The organism is Krasilnikovia cinnamomea (assembly GCF_004217545.1).
Classification (GTDB): Bacteria; Actinomycetota; Actinomycetes; order Mycobacteriales; family Micromonosporaceae; genus Actinoplanes; species Actinoplanes cinnamomeus.
On the sequence record NZ_SHKY01000001.1, the window covers coordinates 3,345,463 to 3,361,905 of the forward strand.

The 16,443-nt window shown below is 71.7% G+C and carries 10 protein-coding genes and 1 pseudogene; 10 read left to right on the forward strand and 1 reads right to left on the reverse strand.

From position 1 onward, the window contains the following. Positions 1-705 precede the first annotated feature (705 nt). From EV385_RS15120 to EV385_RS15150, 7 genes are all read left to right on the forward strand, one after another. Positions 706-1,110 carry a pilin gene (locus EV385_RS15120; RefSeq protein WP_130513325.1) on the forward strand — a complete coding sequence of 135 codons (405 nt, stop codon included), beginning with the start codon at positions 706-708 and terminating at the stop codon, positions 1,108-1,110. 5 nt (positions 1,111-1,115) lie between these two features. After that, positions 1,116-2,021 (forward strand): TrbL/VirB6 family protein, encoded by a 906-nt coding sequence (locus EV385_RS15125; protein WP_130510045.1) that lies wholly within the window; start codon positions 1,116-1,118, stop codon positions 2,019-2,021. 115 nt (positions 2,022-2,136) lie between these two features. Beyond that, entirely contained in the window at positions 2,137-3,060 is a 924-nt protein-coding gene (locus EV385_RS15130; RefSeq protein ID WP_130513326.1) for a PrgI family protein, read from the forward strand. Positions 3,061-3,176: 116 nt separating this feature from the next. Continuing rightward, the gene (locus EV385_RS15135; protein WP_278045025.1) at positions 3,177-4,886 is read left to right on the forward strand and encodes a VirB4 family type IV secretion system protein; all 1,710 of its coding nucleotides are present in this window, start codon (positions 3,177-3,179) and stop codon (positions 4,884-4,886) included. A 140-nt stretch (positions 4,887-5,026) separates the two neighbouring features. Then, entirely contained in the window at positions 5,027-7,552 is a 2,526-nt protein-coding gene (locus tag EV385_RS15140) for a type IV secretory system conjugative DNA transfer family protein (RefSeq protein ID WP_130510046.1), read from the forward strand. Positions 7,553-7,946: 394 nt separating this feature from the next. Then, positions 7,947-8,786 carry a replication-relaxation family protein gene (locus tag EV385_RS15145; RefSeq protein ID WP_242625297.1) on the forward strand — a complete coding sequence of 280 codons (840 nt, stop codon included), beginning with the start codon at positions 7,947-7,949 and terminating at the stop codon, positions 8,784-8,786. Between the two features lie 485 nt (positions 8,787-9,271). Further along, a complete protein-coding gene (locus EV385_RS15150; RefSeq protein WP_242624899.1) occupies positions 9,272-10,102 on the forward strand; it encodes a hypothetical protein in 831 nt (276 codons plus the stop codon). 188 nt (positions 10,103-10,290) lie between these two features. Here the strand turns inward: EV385_RS15150 and EV385_RS15155 are convergent, their stop codons facing one another. Then, positions 10,291-10,674: a hypothetical protein gene (locus EV385_RS15155; RefSeq protein WP_165449486.1), complete on the reverse strand. Its 384-nt coding sequence runs from the start codon at positions 10,672-10,674 to the stop codon at positions 10,291-10,293. Between the two features lie 563 nt (positions 10,675-11,237). On the opposite strand from EV385_RS15155, the gene EV385_RS15160 reads away from it, so the two are divergent. The 3 genes and pseudogenes from EV385_RS15160 to EV385_RS15170 all read left to right on the forward strand — a co-directional run. Further along, positions 11,238-13,331, forward strand: coding sequence for an ATP-binding protein (locus EV385_RS15160; protein ID WP_130510048.1), 2,094 nt, complete (start codon positions 11,238-11,240; stop codon positions 13,329-13,331). Between the two features lie 380 nt (positions 13,332-13,711). Beyond that, positions 13,712-14,803 carry a M23 family metallopeptidase gene (locus EV385_RS15165; protein WP_130510049.1) on the forward strand — a complete coding sequence of 364 codons (1,092 nt, stop codon included), beginning with the start codon at positions 13,712-13,714 and terminating at the stop codon, positions 14,801-14,803. Positions 14,804-15,056: 253 nt separating this feature from the next. Beyond that, positions 15,057-16,154, forward strand: a pseudogene (locus EV385_RS15170) (DUF4314 domain-containing protein); the annotation flags it as partial. Positions 16,155-16,443: the final 289 nt, after the last annotated feature.

Genomic DNA, 16,443 nt, shown 5'->3' on the forward strand with positions numbered 1-16,443 from the left:
ACCGCATAGCCCCTTTTCGGCGCCCTCGCCGGTGGAGTCGTCCACCCGCGAGGGTGCCGACGTGTGTGCACCTCGACAGGCGCTCTGCGCCGGTCCCGTTGAGGCGGATCAGCGGTGCCGGCGGAGCCGGACGTAGACCCTCGGCGCACGACGCGTTCACCTGGGCCAGGTGAGCCGCCAGCCTCCCACGCCGGGTGCCGACACCGGCCCCTGACCTGTGCTGTGAGCCTTCCGGCAGGGGTTGTGAGCCTTCGGTGAGCCGGGCAGGCGTTCGGCAGAGCACACAAATGCCGGTGTGAGGGTGCGGAACCACTTTCGGAGCTGAGGTCGGCGCTGACGCCGAACAGCGGCTGGATCGGGTCTCCGCCCCGCCGCCGGGCCCGACAGGTATCGGGCCGTCTCGCGAGCCGCAACGCCTCGGGTGCCGCGCCTGCTTGATGCGCTGACACTCATCGATCATCGCCACACCCGCTGAGGGAGGACGAGCTCCTCCCGGGGCCCGTTGTGGCTGGTCGACGCGTCCTGCTGCCTCCGCGCCCGGCGGCGGTCCTCATCCGACCGCTCGCACAGCCTCGCTCGATTTCGGGCCGGGCCGGAGGTGACCACCCCATGTCCCGCCATCGCACCACCACCACCACTGGCCTGCGGGCTCAGCCGCGTGCCCACGTCCGCGCCATCGCCGGCTTCGGCCGCCGGGCCGCCCGCCTGGCCACATCCCGCCGGTCGCCGGGACGCCGGCTCGCACCTCGCCGGCTGCCCCGCAGGGCCCTCCGGGTCGCCGCGCACACCGTCGCCGCGCACACCGCGACCGTCCTGCTGATCCTGTCGGTGCCGAGCGCCGCGTTCGCCGATGCGGGCGACACCGTCTACCTGGCGGCGAACTCCCTGCCCACCGTCATCAGCAATCTGCAGACGTGGGTGATGGGGATCCTCGCCGCGATCGCCACGCTCTTCCTGGTCCTGGCCGGGGTGTACTGGGCGACCGCCGGGGGTGACCCGGCGCAGGTCGACAAGGCCAAATCCGCGTTGAAGAACGCCCTGATGGGCTACGGCCTCGCGGTCCTTGCACCGGTGTTGCTGCAGGTCGTCAAGGGCATCGTCGGCGGCTGAGCGTCATGGGTTTCATGCTCGACGGCATCCTCGACTGGTTCGCCGACGCGATCCTGGACGTCTTCAACACCCTCATCGCCGCGATCACCGGAGCGCTGCTGCACACCCCGGACGTCACGGTCCTGCCCCAGGTGCAGGCCCTGACCGGACGCTCCATCCTCATCGTCGACACCGTCTTTGTGCTGGTGTTCGTCGCCGCCGGCGCGCTCACCATGACAGCGGGCGGCGACGAACGCGCCCGCTACGGCGTCAAGGACCTGCTCCCACGCTGTGTGGTCGGGTTCGTCGCCGCGCACTTCTCCCAACTGATCGCCGGCATACTCATCGAGCTGGCCAACGCGCTGACCGCGGCGCTGACCGATCCCCGCACCGGCGCCGACGGCGGCTTGGCCGGCATCAAGACGCAGATGGGCGCCTCCCGCGATCACCTCGGCGGGCTGCTGTTCATCGTCTGCGCCGCGATCATCGTCATGCTGCTCGCCGCGACGGCGATCAGCCTGATCGTCCGGTTCGCGATCGCCCTGGTCCTCACCACGATCGCGCCGATCGCCCTGGCGATGCACGCCCTGCCGCAGACCGACCCACTGGCCCGCCTGTGGTGGCGCGCCTACGCGGGCATGCTGGCGGTGCCCGTCGCGCAGGGCATGTTCCTGGCAGCCGGGCAGTGGATGCTGCTCGACACCGCCCACATGCTGCCGCTGTTGGGCCTGCCCGTGGAACCCGGCGGCGTGATCAACCTGTTCGTCGTGATGGTGCTGCTGTGGACCGCGGTCAAGGTCCCCGGCTGGATGCGCCGACTCGTCACAGCACCCGGCGCCCGCAACACCAACATCGTCGGCGCGGCCGTACGCATCGTCGTGGTGCAGCAGATCAGCCGCGTGATCCCCGGGATCGGCCGCCTCGCCCGCTGACGCCCCTAGCGTTGCGCGCCGCGGCCCGGCGCTCTTACGCCAAGACCACCTCCTCTGTCTGGAAGGCAATGCGATGAGTTCTGCCCACCCTGACGGCCCGGACGTCCGGGCGAAGATGGCCGCCGACGTGGACGCCCCCGACAAGGTCCTCTACGGCCTGACGTTCCGCCAGCTCGCCCTGCTCGCGGTGGCCGCCGTCGTCTTCTACGCCGCCTGGCGCGGCCTGCACACGCTCGTGCCGACCGCGCTGCTGCTCGGCGCGGCCGTGGTGTTCGGCGGCCTGGCGTTCGGCCTGGCCGTCGGGCGCCGCGACGGACTTCCCCTGGACCTGTGGCTGCTGGCCGCGATCCGGCACTCCCGCGCCCCGCGGGCGCTGTCGACCACCGACACGACCTCCAGCACCCCGGACTGGGTGCAGGCACCGAAACCAACGGTGCTGCCGGCCCCGTTGAAGCTGCCCGCCGACGCCATCGCCGCCGACGGACAGATCAGCCTCGGCGCCGTGCGGGCGGCGATGGTCGCTGCGACCAGCGTCAACCTGCACCTGCGCACCCCCGGCGAGCAGGCCGCCCTGATCGACACCTACGGCCGGTGGCTCAACAGCCTGTCCACGCCCACGCAGATCGTGGTGTCCGCCCAACCGGTCGACCTGCGCTCGCACGCCAGGTCCCTGGCCGCCGCCGCGCCCGCCCTGCCGCACCCGGCCCTGGCCGCGGCGTGCGCTGATCACGCCCGGTTCCTCGACGACCTCGCCGAACGCCGCGACCCGCTGCGCCGCCAGGTCCTCGTCGTCACCCGCACCCCGGCGGGGGAGCGCGGGGAGCACGCCGCCCGCAGGCGCGCCGACGACACCGTGCGCGCCCTGTCCGGCCTCGGCGTCACCACCCGCGCCCTGGACGGTCCGGCCGTGACCGCGGCGATCGCCGCAGCCGCCGACCCGTACCGGCCGCCGCGCCCCGGCGGCCTGGCCGCCCCCGACACCGTCATCACCGCCTCCGCCACCCGCCCACACCGCCACGCGAAGGACCGGCCGTCATGAACCTGACCCGCAAGACAAGCCCCGACGCGCACCCGCGCGAGACACCAGTGGCGGCAACGCGCCTCACCGCGGGTGCCGGGGTCGCCGCCGCGGTCGCGCCGGGCTCGGTGGAGGTGATGCCGCGGATGCTGCGCGTCAGCGACGGCTACGCCTGCACACTGGTCGTCACCGGCTACCCCGCCGAAGTCGGACCGGCCTGGCTCGAACCGCTACTGTCCTGGCCCGGCCGTCTCGACCTGGCCATGCACATCGACCCGCTGCCCGCACCGATCGCCGCCTCCCGACTGCGCAACCAGCGGGCCCGCTTCGAATCGTCGCGGCGGGCCGACACGAGCAAGGGCAAACTCGTCGACCCGTACCTGGAGGCAGCCGCCGACGACGCCGCCGACCTGGCCCAGCGGCTGGCCCGCGGCGTGTCGAAACTGTTCCGGGTCGGGCTGTACCTGACAGTGCACGCCCGCACCGAACCCGAACTGCTCGACGCGTGCGCGCAGGTGAAGGCCGCCGCCGCGTCCACCCTGATCGAGGTCCAGCCCGCCACGTGGCGGCATCTCGCCGGGTGGACCACCACCCTGCCCATGGCCACCGACTCGCTGCAGATGCTGCGCACCATGGACACCCAGGCCCTCGCGGCCGCGTTCCCGCTGGCGAGCCCGGACCTGCCCGCGCCGCTGCCCGGCGACCCGCAGACCGTCGGCGGCACCCTGTACGGCATCAACCCCGACTCCAACGGGATCGTCTGGTGGGACCGCTGGAGCCAGGAGAACCACAACTCCGTCGTCCTCGCGCGTTCCGGCGCCGGGAAGTCGTACTTCCTGAAGCTGGAGATCCTGCGCAATCTGCACCAGGGCGTGCAGGTGTCGGTGATCGACCCGGAGGACGAATACCTGCGCCTGGCCGACGCGGTCGGCGGCAGCGTCGTGCGCCTCGGACACGCCGGGGTGAAGATCAACCCCCTCGACCTGCCCACCGGGGACACCCGCCCCGACCTCCTGACCCGCCGGGGCCTGTTCCTGCACACGCTCATCTCCGTGCTGTTGGGACACCAGCCGCCACCGCAGGAACGGGCGGCCCTGGACCGGGCCATCCTGGATGTCTACCGCCGCGCCGGCATCACCGCCGACCCCGCCACCCACCACCGCAGCGCGCCGCTGCTCGGCGATCTCACCGCCTGCCTGCGCGACGACGCGCAGGACGCGGCGGCACAGCAGCTCGCCGCGCGCCTGGCGCCGTGGGTGGACGGGTCGTTCTCCGAGTTGTTCAACGGGCCGACGACCACCCTGCCCGACGGGCACCTGGTCGTCTGGTCCCTGCGGCACCTGCCCGACGAGATCCGCACCGTCGGCACCCTGCTCGCCCTGGACTCGATCTGGCGCGGCGTCGACGCTCCCGGCGCGAAGGGCCACGGCGTCCGCCGGCTCGTGGTGGTCGACGAGGCGTGGTTGCTGCTGCGCGACGGCGAAGGCGCGAGGTTCCTGTTCCGCATGTCGAAGGCCGCCCGCAAACGCAACGCCGGGCTGACCGTGGTCACCCAGGACGTCGCGGACGTGCTGGGCGCCGACCTCGGCCAGGCCGTCGTCGCCAACGCCGCCACCCAAGTCCTGCTCAAACAAGCACCCCAGGCCATCGACGCCGTCGGCGCCGCGTTCGGCCTCACCGCAGGAGAGCGGCGCGCGCTGCTCACCGCCCGCACCGGGCAGGGGCTGTTGATCTCCGGAACTCAGCGGACCAGTTTCGAGGCCGTCGCCGCGCCGGAAGAACACGCGCTGTGCACCACCAGCCCGGCGGACCTCGCGGCGCTCGACGAGCAGGACGACGACCTCTAGCCACCGCCGATCGCCGAGCGGAACCTCGCCGCAACCGATGGGCCGGGCGCCGCTCGGGCCCTACACCCCCGCGTCTGTCTTCAAGCCTGCGTACCCGCTGCCCGGCCGCCGAACTCGACCCTCTGATGAGGACACCATCAATGAGACCACCACCGTTGCTGCTTCACGCGCCGTCGGCGCCCAGCCCCCACCCGGGGCCGGGCGCCGACCTCGTTTCTCCCCTCAGCCGACCCGCCCAACTGATCATCGACACCGCCGCATGGGCGGCGCACCGACCGTGGCTGCTCGCCGTGGCCGCCGCAGCCCTGCTCGTCTATGTCGCCACTCGCAACCTCCTGGAAGTGTGGCGGCACCACTACCACGCGACCGACGCCAGGGTGATCACGATCGCGCCGCCGCCGGAGGTCGACCCGCACAGCTCGGCCGCGCTGTGGGCGAACCTGTCCGGCACGCTCACACCCTCCCGCAAACGCCGGCTGATCTACGGCAGCCCGCACGTGGTCTGGCAGTACACCTGGACCGGCCGCCGGCTGCTGATCAGCGTGTGGGTGCCCGGCAGCGTCCCCCGCGGCGCCGTCGAGGCCGCGATCCGCGCCGCGTGGCCCGGCGCCGCCTGCACCACCGACAACCCGGCCCCACCCATCCCGTCCACCGCCACGATGGCCGCAGGCGGGCACCTGACCCCGACGGCGGCGGAATGGCTGCCGTTCGCCACCGAGCACGACAGCGACCCGCTGCGCGCCCTGATGTCCGCCGGCTCGCAACTCAATGCCGACGAGCACGCCTGCGTGCAGATCCTCGCCCGCCCCGCCGGGCCCCGCCGGGTCGCCCGGGCCCGCCGCGCCGCCGGGCGCATCCGCGCCGGCAAGACCGCCACCCCGACGATCAACCCGGCGGCCCCGCTGCTCTGGCTGATCGAGGCGTTCCAGACCGGTCCCTCCCGGCGCACCAGCTCCGCGGTACCGGCCGCACGCCGCGACCCCGGCGTCGAACGCGACGTGCGGGCCATCCTGGACAAGACCGCGCACCCGCTGTGGCAGACCGGCGTCCGCTACGCCGTCGCCCGCACCCCCGCCCGCGCCGGCCGGCTGTCCGACGGCCGCCTGCGCGGCATCGCCGACACGATCGGCTCGGCGTTCGCCGTCTACACCGGCCGCAACCGCCTCGCCCACCGCACCCGGATGAGCTCCCCGGTCGCGGTCCTCGGCGGTCGGCGCCTCGGCCCGGGGTTCCTGACCTCCGCGCCGGAACTCGCCGCCCTGGCCGCGCTGCCGCAGGACCTGGCCGTGCCTGGCCTGGACCGGGCCCGCGCCCGCGCGATGCCGGCCCCGGTCGCGATCGCCGCCGGAGGCCGGGCGACGAAAGTCCTCGGCGACGCGGAGATCGGCGGCCACGGCATCGCGTTGGGTGTCGCCGACGCCCGCTATCACCTGCACGTCATCGGCTCGACCGGGTCGGGCAAGACGACGCTGCTGGTGAACATGGCCGTCGACGACATCAAAGCCGGCCGCGGCACCATCGTGATCGACCCGCACGGCGACATGGTCCTGGACATCCTCGACCGCCTCCCCGCCAGCCTGGCGCACAAGGTCGTCATCTTCGACCCCGACCAGCCCAACCCGCCCACCATCAACCCCCTCGAGGGCGACGACCCGGACCTGGTCGTCGACAACCTCGTGTCGATCTTCGGCAACATCTTCGCCAAAGCGTGGGGGCCGCGGATGGACGACGTCATGCGGGTCGCGTGCCTCACCCTGCTGCGGCACGCGAACGTCACCCTGCAGCACATCCCACCGCTGCTCAACTCGGCGCAGTTCCGGTCGGCGATGACCGTGGGCCTGGACGACCCGGCCGGGCTGTCCGGGTTCTGGCAGTGGTACGACGAGCTCAACCCGGCCCTGCGCTCGCAGGTCATCGGCCCCGTCCTCGCCCGGCTCAGGTCCTTCCTGCTGCGTGACTTCGTCAAGCGCACGATGCGGTACCCGAAGGCCAGCTTCGACATGGGCGAAATCCTCGACGGCGGGGTCCTGCTGGTCCGGATCCCGAAAGGCACCCTGGGCGAGGACACCAGCAAACTGCTCGGCTCGCTGGTGCTGGCGCAGGTGTGGCAGGCCACCACCGCCCGCGCGAAACTCGCCCCGGACCAGCGCCGTGACGCGTCGTTGATCATCGACGAGGCGCAGAACTTCCTCACCCTGGCCAGCAGCCTCGAGTCGATGCTCGCCGAGGCCCGCAAGTACCGGCTGTCGATGACGCTGTCGCATCAGGACCTGGCCCAGTTCCCCCGCGACCTGCTCGCCGCCGCGTCCGCGAACGCCCGCAACAAGATCTATTTCACGTGCGCGCCGGAGGACGCGAGAGTCCTCGCCCGGCACACCCTGCCCGAGCTCGACGAGCACGACCTGACCCACCTCGACGCCTACACCGCCGTCACCCGGCTGGTCGTCGACGGCCGGCAGCTTCCCGCGTTCACCATGAAGACCCGCCCGTCCAAGCCCCTCGTTGGGGAGGCGACCGCGATCCGGCAGATCGCCGCGCAGGCGGTGCCGCCGCAGGACACCACGGCCATGGACGACCTCGTCGAGCAGTACTCCCGCCGCCGCGACACCAGAAGCGGTGGCGGCGGCCAAGGCAAACGCTCCGACACCGATCCGCGCCGTGGTTGAGCCCGACGGCCGCCGGTACCGCTGAACCCCGGTCTGTCAACGCCCTGCTCCGGGCAGGAGTTGCACCTTCCCACGGAGCTTCACCTGCCCTTCACCACCGTTCACCGTTCGCTCACGCACCGTCATCGCTGTGGTGGCTGTCAAGGCAGCACAGCGGCCGTGAGGTCCGACGACCGTCGACGCGAACAGTTCCCGACACCCTCCCCGCAGGAGGGTCACCCTTCCTGTCTATCTCCCCAGGAGACCCCGCGTGTCATCCGACTTCCCCTCCGCCGACCGGTACTCCGGTCCCCTCGAACCTCCGAGTCCTTGTCCTCCGTTCCTGGCCCCCGAGCCCTCCGCCGGTCCCCGAGCTCAGCCCTCCCACGCTCGTAGCTCGTCCAAGCGGGCCCGGCTGAGGCTGCTCGCCCGGCTCACGATCCGCGACCGGCAGCTGCTCGACTGGCTGGCGGAGCACTACCTGCTGTCCACCGACCAGATCGCCGCCGCGCTGTTCCCGTCGAAGCGGGCGGCGACGCTGCGGCTGGCCGCCCTCTACGAGATGGAGGCGGTCAACCGGTTCGTCGACGTCACCACCGGCACCCGGCAGCACCTCTACGCCCTCGGCCCGCTCGGCGCGCTCGTACACCCGAGCGCCTACAACGATCCCGACCGGCCCGACGCCCCGGCACCGCGCACGGCGACCGATCGCACCGAGCGGATCGTGGGCAGCCGCAAACTCGCGCATCTGCTCGGCACCAACCAGATGTTCATCGACCTGCACGCCTACAGCCGCGCCGACCCGAACGCCCGGCTGCTGCGCTGGTGGTCCGAGCAGCACGCCACCGCCGCCTACGCGCTGTCCGGGATCCGTCCCGACGGGCACGGCATCTGGCAGGTCGGCGACCGCACGACCGGGTTCTGGCTCGAGCACGACCGCGGCACCGAGAAGATCGCCACCGTCCTGGGCAAGCTGCGCAACTACGCCCAGTTGGCCGAGGTCGGCCCCCGCTACCCGGTCCTGCTGCGCGTCGCGTCGCGCCGCCGCGAACGCAACCTGCTCGACGCCCTGGCCGGCGTGCCCGCGGGGCTGCCCGTCGCGACCGGCATCCACAGCGAGCACCCCGCCGGCCCGGCATGGACCGTCGCCAGCGACACCAGCGGCCTGCGCCGCTGGCTGCACGAACTGCCCAGCGACCACGGCCCGGTCAACGCGGCCACCAACCCGCACCGTTACAGCGGCCCCGAAGACTGAACCCTGCCGCAGCAAGATGCGGTGCAGCGCCAGCCGAATGTCTCACAGCCGCTCACGGCCGCTCACAGCCCGACCGCAGTCTCGGTGCGAGAGTCTCACACCCCAGCTCAGAGCCGGTTTCCGCCCGAGTGCGGAAGAGCATCGCTGTGAGACCGCAGCGGTACCGTCAACGGCACCACTACACCTCTACATATATCTCCACCCCCGGTTCGGTCCCACCGAAGGGACTCCCGCCGCACCACCATGGTGCCCGTCACCCACCCGCCTTCTGTAGGCCGGTCGGTACGTGCACCGCGCGGCGGCCCTCTCCGGTCGCACCCACCACCACGATCTCGCGAACCCGGCGGATCGACCGCACCACCGTGCGACCCCGCGAAAACTGCGGATCGCCTTCCACACCCCCTCTTCCTGACTGGTCCACGCACCCGGTGGACCGGTCCATTTCCGCGTGTCCGCACACGCCCGCCCAGATGGAGGAACCCAACATGGCCAAGACCGCCGCCACCGAGCCGAGCAGCAACGGCAGCACCCCGGCACCGGCAGCCACAGCCGCGCCGAAGGCGACCCGCCGCACCCCTGCGGCTGCGACGCCTGCCGCGTCTGCCTCCGGGAGTTCCCGGACCCAGCCGCAGCCGGCCGTCACGCCGACTCCGACGATCCGCACGATGATCGTGCTGCTGCCCGACGCCGTTCCGCACGAGTCGCTCACCGCACACGCACTGGACCGGCACTTCGGTGTCCGCGGCGTTCTGGAAGCACGATTCTGGGCCGCACCGACCCTGAAGCTGTGGCAGCGCGGGCAGATCGTCGGCTTGCGCAAAGGTCGCCCGGCCGCCTGCGCGGGTGGACCCGCCCGACTGCTCGACCTCGCCGGTCTGCGCCAGGCCGCCGGAATCGGCGCCGGTATCCGCCACCAGCTGTGGACCCACGCCGTGCGGGGCACCCGCCCCGCCTACCCGTGGACCGCCTACCTGGCCAAGCACCTCGCCGACCCGGCGAAGTACAGCTGGGACGACGCCAAGAACGACTTCCACGCGCAACCTCGCGTGAACGCGATGCGCATGCACAACGCCGTCAACCCCGGCGCCGGGCACCTCGACCTGTTCGACATCGAGATGTTCCAGGCCGGGCAGATGGCCTACCAGCACCACACCGCCGTCACCGCGATCTGCGCAGACGCGCTGCTCTGCGACAACGGTGTCCGCCTCGCACCCAGAAGCGACACCCTCGCGGACCGCACCACCTACATCGAGCAGGCACTACGCGTGCTAGACGTGATGCCTGCAGAGCAGCGGCTCATCGCCGTCAGCCTCTAGGGCGCCGGGGCGGGGTGACGTGCGAACGGCGTATTGCCTGCGGTCTGACTTCGAGAGCATCGCTTACCCGGTGTTCCGGTGGCGCTTCCCAGATGGTTTGCCCCCTGCGGGTGCCCCACCGCCTGCTGCGGGGCACCCGCCACGGCGGAACCAACTGAACGCAGGACGACTAGTTCAGCGTGGTCCGCTCAGAGCGTGCCGGTCTCCCCGCCTCTGGCCAAGATTCCGCCACCCTGCCCCGACCCGGTGAGGAACTCAGTGCCTCGCCCGAATCCGCCGCCACCGACGATGATGCCGGAGGTGAGGTCCGTGCCCCGTCCGAGCCCGCCGCCACCGACGATGATGCCGGAGGTGAGGTCCGCGCCCCGTCCGAGCCCGCCGCCACCGGCAATGACGCCGGAGGTGAGGTCCGCGGTTCGCCCGTTGAAGCCACCGATCGAGCCGCCGGCGAGCTGGGCAGTGTCCGATGCGGCCGCTCCGGTGCTGCCGCCAATCGCGCCACCGGCGACGAGAGCGCCGATCGCCGTACCGACAACCGCGGCGCCGACCAGCACCATTCTTCTGAGCTGCATGGACTTTCTCCTTGATTTCCGGGGCTGCCCCGATGCGGCCCTGCCCGAACATAGGGGGGTCTGTCACGCCTCAGCCCGGCGCCACAATCGACAGTGATCATGGTCTCCCTCCCGGGGCAGTGTTGCCCGCTGTTGATCTCGATACACGTCTTGGCAGGCCCCACACCCGGTAGGGACCGCTCGCCAACCTCGAAGACATTCGAGACGGCAAGCGGCCCGCCCGGTAACGGTCCCCGGCACGACGGCCGGCGACCACGCCCCAGCCGCAAAAGCCACGCGGTGTCTCGCGCCGTGCTGATTCCGGCCGCGGCCGCCCTCGGCAGGGGCATGCACCCTGCACGTCCGGCCGTCGAAACGGCCGCCTTTCCCTCTTGCACCATCCCGGGCCTCCGTACAGCCCTTGCCCGCGCCCTTCACCGCAGGTCCTAGCAGCGCCCCGCTGCCCTCACACCCCCGGCCGGCGCGGGCGCACCAAGCCACACGCGACCCGACCGGCCGCGGCGCCCCTGCCACCCCCTCTCGCGCTGCCCGCCCCCAACACCACCCCATTTGAGGAGTCTTCCGTGACCACAGACGACCGCACCGACAAGCGCACCGACGGCCAGCAGGCCCCGACGACCCTGAACAACGCCTCCGCCCCGACCATCGTCGACACCCTCGCCTATCCCATCTCGCCCGACTACGTGAAGAGCTGGACGCCCGTTCGTGGGCTGTGTGAACTCATCGCGAACGCCCTCGACGAGGACCACGACGCCACCGTCGCGTGGGCCGATGGAGTCCTGAGGATCGCCGACGACGGCCCGGGTATCCCCGAGGAAGGGCTCATCCTCGGCTACTCCACCAAGACCAACGCGCAGATCGGCCAGTTCGGCGAGGGCAAGAAACTCGCCTGCCTGATCCTGGCCCGCAGCCCCGGCGTCGGCGCGGTGCGCTGCGAAACGGTCGGCTACGGATTCGTCCCGACGGTCGAACGGCGCCGGCTGCTCGGCGGCATGATCCCGTCGCGGTCGGAGCAGGGCGCCGAGGTCCTGGTTTACAACCTGTACCGCACCGACCGCACCCGCGGCACCGTCATCACGGTCGAATGCCCGAAGGAACTCGCCGACGAGGCGATCGGCCGGTTCCGGGCGCTGAGCGAACCCGGCTACACCCCACCCGCGACGCCCGGAACATGTGTGCTGACCGGGGATCCCGGACGGGTCTGGATCGGCGGCGTGCTGGTCACCACGGTCCCCGGATTCCTGGCCTCCTACGACCTGCCGCTGGACGACAAGGCGCTGCAGAACCGCGACCGCACCGTCATCGAGGCCGGCGCCCTACGTGACGCGGTCCGGGCCATCCTCGCCGCCAGCGACGACCAGGCGGTCGTCGACCGCTTCGCCGTCCATGTGCTGGCTGGAGAGAAACTGCGCGAGGCGGAACAGTTCTTCAGCAGCGTCATCCTTCCCCGCGCCCGGGCCGCGTGGCGCACCTGGGGACGCGCGCACCTACCCGCCCAGACGTTCTACACCAGTCCCGGCAACGAGGAAGCGGCCCTCGACTTGAAGGACAAAGGGTTCGCCGAGGTGACAGCCCGCGGGCTGGCCGCCCATCACCAAAGGGCGCTCATGGACCTGCTCGGCGTCGAGATCGCCCACACACGCCAGCGTCGGCACTACGAGACGACCCGCGACAAGACCACCTGGGTGCCCGAAGGCACGCTCACGCCGGAACAGCGCACGGCCTTGGCCACCGGCACGCAGCTGGTCCGCCGTGGCATCGGATCCTTCGCCCTGGATCGGGTCCGGGTGTACGCCGAGAGCGAGTCCAGCCCCTGCGCGGACGGGTTCTACAACCCCCGCACCGGCGCGGTGGCCGTCCACGTCAACGCGTTGGCCGACCGATCCCAGCTGCTCGAGATACTGCTGCACGAGGCCGCGCACCGGGTCGCGCATCGCGGCGGCGGCCGCTGGGCACCGCGAGGGGACTACGCCGATCGGTGCCGCGGATTCGAGGAAGTACTCGGGGACTTCGCCGCGCAGCTGCTGGGATACCTGGCCGACGGCGCGAAACTCCCCGATGCCGCGGAAACGCCCCACCGGGAGCCCGCGGCACCACAGGTACGCCGCTCCAGCGCCGACGACCCCGCCGTGCCCGTGACCCGCCGGGAGCTGGCGCACCTGCTCACCGACCGGCTACCGCACGCACTGACCGCGGGAGGCTTCGCCGACGCGAAGGACATGGTGGCCTCCACCGCCGTGCACCCCGACTTCTGGCGCACCCTGACCAACCCGAAACCCGCGGGGTTCCGCGCGCAGATGGGCCGTGGCCGGGCCTGGGACTACGACAAGACGAGCCTGCTCGCCGACGCGGTCGGGGTGCATCCCCCCGTGGTGTGGCTTGCCTACAACCTCTGCGAGGGCTCCATGTACGCCCGCCGCCGGGAGCAGTGGGGCCAGCCAGGCCCGTGGGCGAAGCAGATGCGCGAGGTGACGCTACGCGCGTGCGCCGACCTGGACGCTCTCGGCGGCGCCTACGCCGCGCAGGTCCCCGCGCTGCGTGCCCTCCTCACCGGCCAGACACCCGCCCCGACAGGTGACGACAGCTGGCAGGCACCGGCACGGGCCCTCCTAGCTCTGGAACGACACCGGCTCGGCCTCGACGCCCAGCCGGCGTGACAGCGCCAGCGCCACGACTGCCCTGCCGATGCGACAGCGCCGCCAACGCCGGCAGAGCAGAGCCACCCTTCGGGATCGTCCCTGGCGAATCATTCGCGGGGGCCCTGCACGGCGCAGACGCCGTTCGGGGGCGGGATCCCGCACCCCGGGCAGCCGACTTGAGGAGTCCGGTGGATCACCCATCGGGCACGCGACGGCGGAGCGGTCAGCGTCTGGGCACACGACATCGACGCGGAACCGGCCGGCCTCACCGCTGACGGGGGCGGCCAAGACCCCATTCCCACGACAGGCGAAGGCCGCGCGCACGCCGACCACCGGCATCGCGCGGCCTTCGCCGTGCCCACCCGATTCCACCAGAAGCCACGCAGGGAGTGACCGCCATGACCACCCGACTGCTGTCCTGGATCGCCGCCGCGGTCGCCGGCACCATCCTGCTCTGCTCGGGGGTGGCCACGACCCTGATGTTCGGCGGCGACGGAGCCGCCATCGCCGCCTGCTACACCAAGGCCAGCGCCGCGCCGAGCGGACCGTCGGCCGCCGAGCCGAGCGCACATAGCCCCAACCCCGGCGGCATCGGCCCGATCGGCGAATGGAACGGCGAGCAGGTCGGCAACGCCGCCATCATCATCAGTGTCGGCATGCGGCTGCATATCCCCCCGCGTGGCTGGGTCATCGCCGTGGCCACCGCGATGCAGGAATCGTCGCTGATCAACACGCCGGGCGGTGACCGCGACTCGATCGGCCTGTTCCAGCAACGGCCGTCGCAGGGCTGGGGCACACCCGCGCAGCTGCACGACCCGCAATACGCGGCGACCAGGTTCTACCAGAAGCTCCAGACGATCGACGGCTGGCAGGCGATGCCGCTGACCGAAGCCGCGCAGAAGGTGCAGATCAGCGCCTATCCGGACGCGTACGCGAAGTGGGAGGACGACGCCACCCGACTGGTCGCCGCCCTCACCGGCGTCAGCGCCGGCCTGGCCGCCTGCGCCGCGACGGTCAGTGCCCAGGGCTGGACCCAGCCGGTGCACGGCAAGGTCGGCTCCGGGTTCCGCACCGCGGACCGGCCCGCCCACGACGGCGTCGACCTGATCGTGCCCAAAGGCACGCCGATTCACGCCGCCTCGACCGGCACGGTCAGCCGAGTGCGGTGCAACGCGATCGACGTGCGCACCGGCGGCGACTGGGGCTGCGACCGCGACGGCGACCCGAACCTCACCAGAGGCTGCGGCTGGTACGTCGACATCGACCATGTCAACGGGATCGTCACCCGCTACTGCCACCAGCTGATCCAGCCGTACGTCCACGTCGGACAGCACGTCAACGCCGGCGACGTCATCGGCATCTCCGGCAGCAGCGGCCACTCCAGCGGACCACACGTTCACTACGAGGTCCATCACGGCGATCACACGTCCGCGACCGCAGTCGACCCGGTGACCTTCATGGCATCTGTCGGCGCACCCCTAAATCAATGAGCCGCGGGCCGCCGCCACAACCACACTCCGGCAATCCAATTGGCCGGCGGCGAACCTTTCCACGGCCGTATCACTCGGAGCTCACGCCACCGGCCGCATCCGCCGGGCATTGACCGTCCCGGGCCCGGTCCGGCGTGATGCCACACCGGCACATTCAGCCGCCCGTAGGCCACGGGCAGCACACCCAGAACCGCGGGTGTCGCTCGTACGCGACGGCACCCGAACCACCACGACCAACGATCGGAGAACAGTCATGACCATCTACCAGCCGGGGCAGCGTGTCGCCCTGGTCCACACCAGCGACCCGCACACCGACCTGCGGCCCGGTGACACCGGCACCGTGCGCCGCCATGACCAGCAGCTGAACACCGTCCATATCGACTGGGACAGCGGATCGTCGCTGTCGATGTGTCTGGACGCCGGTGACCGCATCGAACCGTTCGACCCAGCAGTTCCCGACACGCGGCCGTCCAGCGACACCGACGGCTGGACGTCCACTCTCGCACGGCTGTGCGCTCTGGGTGACGAGGCCGGCCGCGACGTCGCCGACTGGTGGGCGCAGGACACCATCGGCGGCCGGGCCACCGGCGATGTGCGCGCCACCGCCCGGCGGATCCTGGTCGGAATCGACGACGGTGACCCCGCGGTGCTCGACCATCTGCCGACGTTCACCCCGCCGAGCCGTTGGCACGATGACCGGGACACCGCCGAAGTTCGCTACACCGAAGCCGCACACGACGCCGCACCGCGCCGGGCGCCGCATTGGCGGGACCTGACCGATACCCAGCGAGACGAGACGATCGCGGCGTCCCAGGAGGCGTTCGAGGCCGCCGTGCACGAACGGGTCGCCGAGCTGTGCCGGCTGGCAGCCAGCCCGACCGGCGCCGACATGTCCCATCTGCACCCCGAGCGCGTACGGATCGGCCTTGTCGGGGTGTTCGCCGGCGAATGGGCCTGGTCCGTCGACGCCGAAGGCGCCGACCGTGTCCCGGTCGGGTTCCTCGGCACGCTGATCGACCGGTGGAACGGCTGGGCGGTGTTCGCCTGCACCCGCGAGGTGGCCGAGGCGATCGTCGCCGACCAGCAGCGACAGCGCCGTGCGAGCCGCGCGTCGTTGCAGGCAAAGGGTGTGGCCGAGGCTGAGCTGGACCGGCGGGTCAATGCCGAGCTGACCGAACTGCGCTTCGAGGGCGAGGTCATCGTCGCCGACCAGCGCGCCCAGTACGACGATCCAGAGGCCATCGAGCACATCGGCCCGGACGCCGACGGCCGATATGTGGTGATGGGCTGGAACTGGTGCTGGCAAGCGGTTGACCCGTACGACTGCGACCGGATCGTCGGTGACCTGCCCGAGCCTGGCCGGGAACAGGAGTTCGAGCTGCTGCGCCACACGCCGGGCCTGCGCGTGCCGCACACCCGGCTGCAGTTGACCGACGTGCGCTACCGGCCGGCCAGCACCGGTCTGGCATTCACCGCCACCCTGGCCCTGGACGGCCCGCCGATCGCCACGGTGACCGACGACGGCGCCGGCGCCATCACCGTGGACCCGGACGACCTGACCGCCACTCATGGCGGTCTTCGCGCCTACCTGGCCGAGTGCCGATTCCAAGGCAGCCCCGTCGGGATGCCCCGGCTGCTGC

Coding starts and splice junctions, on each gene's coding strand:
- EV385_RS15125 (WP_130510045.1), top strand. CDS start 1,116: ATGGGTTTCATGCTCGACGGCATCCTCGACTGGTTCGCCGACGCGATC.
- EV385_RS15155 (WP_165449486.1), bottom strand. CDS start 10,674: ATGCAGCTCAGAAGAATGGTGCTGGTCGGCGCCGCGGTTGTCGGTACG.
- EV385_RS15150 (WP_242624899.1), top strand. CDS start 9,272: ATGGCCAAGACCGCCGCCACCGAGCCGAGCAGCAACGGCAGCACCCCG.
- EV385_RS15135 (WP_278045025.1), top strand. CDS start 3,177: ATGCCGCGGATGCTGCGCGTCAGCGACGGCTACGCCTGCACACTGGTC.
- EV385_RS15140 (WP_130510046.1), top strand. CDS start 5,027: ATGAGACCACCACCGTTGCTGCTTCACGCGCCGTCGGCGCCCAGCCCC.
- EV385_RS15165 (WP_130510049.1), top strand. CDS start 13,712: ATGACCACCCGACTGCTGTCCTGGATCGCCGCCGCGGTCGCCGGCACC.
- EV385_RS15130 (WP_130513326.1), top strand. CDS start 2,137: ATGGCCGCCGACGTGGACGCCCCCGACAAGGTCCTCTACGGCCTGACG.